The sequence below is a fragment of the Synechococcus sp. OH2 genome (assembly GCF_047462155.1).
Taxonomy (GTDB): domain Bacteria; phylum Cyanobacteriota; class Cyanobacteriia; order Thermostichales; family Thermostichaceae; genus Thermostichus.
Window position 1 is genome coordinate 2179 of sequence record NZ_JANSIR010000081.1, and the last position, 2015, is coordinate 4193.

The following is a 2015-nucleotide window of genomic DNA, read 5'->3' on the forward strand; positions in this document are numbered from 1 at the left end:
AGGTAACAACACCGGCCAAGGGAGATCTGGCAGAGATTCCGCTCCCATCTCCATAAGGCGGGATCCCCAGGTGAGGGCAGCGATGCCGCTCCAGCCCTGGGCCAGCCCCATCAGCACAGACAGCATCTCTCCTTCAGCCAAGCAGCCCAGCAACGGGATCCCCACCAAGCCCATCCCCAGGCCGCAGCCCCACAACAGCAGGGAAAAAGCAGCTCCCGCCTCAGATCCCTCGAAGGCGCCGCCGGCTACACCCTGCCAGGTGGCCAAGCTGAGCAGCAGCACCGCCAGCCCCTGCCCGGCCCGCCCACAGCCGCCCAAGCCCAGCAGCCCCACTCCCACCAGCCCCCCCAACAGCAGGGCCAGCGGAACCGGTTCCGGCAACTGTCCCAGCCCCGCCCCCAGCGCTGCCAGGGCCACCAGGCCCAGTCCCATTGCCGGCTGCCAACGGCGCAGGGATCCCCAGCGGCGATAGCGAATCGCTTCCAACAGCAAAACCACCAAGCCAATCGCTGCGGCAATCGCTAGCACTCCGCTTGCCATCTCCCCCTCCTGACCAACCCTTCCTCAACTATCGCCGATCTTGCAGTCGGGGAAGGGCAACGCCCCAAGCCGCCGAGGCGGTGGCAAAGATAAGCTGGAAAAGAGCAGCGAGGATAAGCTGGAAAAGAGCAGCGAGCCGACGTTCATGTCTTCCGGGCATTATAAGTTCGATCTCTTCCTGCGCTACCACCGGGCTCAGGCCCGTTGGGCGCGGCAGTTGGCGGAGCGGCTGGATCGGGAGGACTTCAAGGTCTGGTTTGACCGCTGGATGCTGCAGCCGGGAGACGACCGCCGGCTGGAGCTGCAACTGGCCATCGAACAATGCCGCTGGATCGGGGTGGTGGCCTCACCGGAATTTGTCGCCAATCCCTGGCCTAGAGATGAGCTCTACAGCGGCTTCTCCCACGCTCCGCCCCGACAGAACCAGCGCCTGCTGACGCTGCTCCACACGCCCGCCGAGCTGCCCCGCCCCCTGGCAGAAGCGCCGCTGCTGGATTTTAGCGGCTCTGAGGAAGATCCGGTGCTGTTTGAGTACCGGGCCCGGGAGCTGATGCACTTTTTGGATCCCAGCTTTCCCACCCCTGGAGATCTGCAGCGATTTCGGCTGCAATACCACCGCCGCGAGGAACCTCCTGAAGATGAGGAAGTGCGGGGGTTCCAAGCTTTCCTACGAGCCATTCAGCTAGCCATCCTGCGCATTGCCACTGGCGAAATGCCCTCTGCCACACCGGAGGAAGGGGCACGCAAGATTGCCATTTTGCAATTTCTTCAGCGCCTGTTCCAGTGGAACAGCGCCGATATTCAATTCGATCGGGCCGAGGAGTGGCGCAAGCGGGGCAACCTAACCGAAGCCCTGGCCGCCTACGACCGCGCTTTGAATATGGATCCCAACTTTGCCCTGGCCTGGAGCCGCCGCGGCGATGTGCTGGTGCAGTTGGCCCGCTACCGCGAGGCGGTGGATAGCTACAACGGATCCCTGAGCATCAACCCCTACGACGAGGAGACGCGGCTGCGCCTGGCCCTGATTCTGGGGCGCCTGGGTCAGTACAAAGCGGCGGTGGTCAACTACGACAAGGTGCTGGAGAGCAACCCAGAGGACGCCCTGGCCTGGCACAACCGCGGCATTCGCCTCATGCAACTCAAGCGGCCCAAGCTGGCCCTCAACAGCCTGAACAAGGCGCTGCGCTACAACCCCCAACAGCCCCGCACCTGGCTGGCGCGTGGGATCGTGTTGCGGCGGCTGCGGCGGCCCAGCTCGGCGGCGGCCAGCTTTGCCCGGGTTTTGAAGCTCAACCCCAGAAGTGGCCGGGTCTGGCGCTACCAAGGCAATGCCCTGTTCCACTGCCAGCGGCTGCGCTCGGCCATCGAGTGTTACAAGCGCTCGCTGCGGCTGCGCCGCCGGGATCCCATTACGCTCCACAACCTAGGGGTGGCTCTGCTGCGCCTGGGGCAGTATCGGCTGGCCCGCAAAGCCC

1 protein-coding gene and 1 pseudogene are annotated in these 2015 nt (G+C 64.7%); one reads left to right on the plus strand and one right to left on the minus strand.

The features are described from left to right. Window positions 1–540 (minus strand): annotated as a pseudogene (locus NW835_RS06910) (hypothetical protein); the annotation flags it as partial. Between the two features lie 145 nt (window positions 541–685). Here NW835_RS06910 and NW835_RS06915 point away from each other — a divergent pair. Continuing rightward, window positions 686–2015, plus strand: a 1330-nt coding sequence (locus NW835_RS06915) for a tetratricopeptide repeat protein (RefSeq protein WP_414414882.1), incomplete at its 3' end; no start/stop codon positions are given.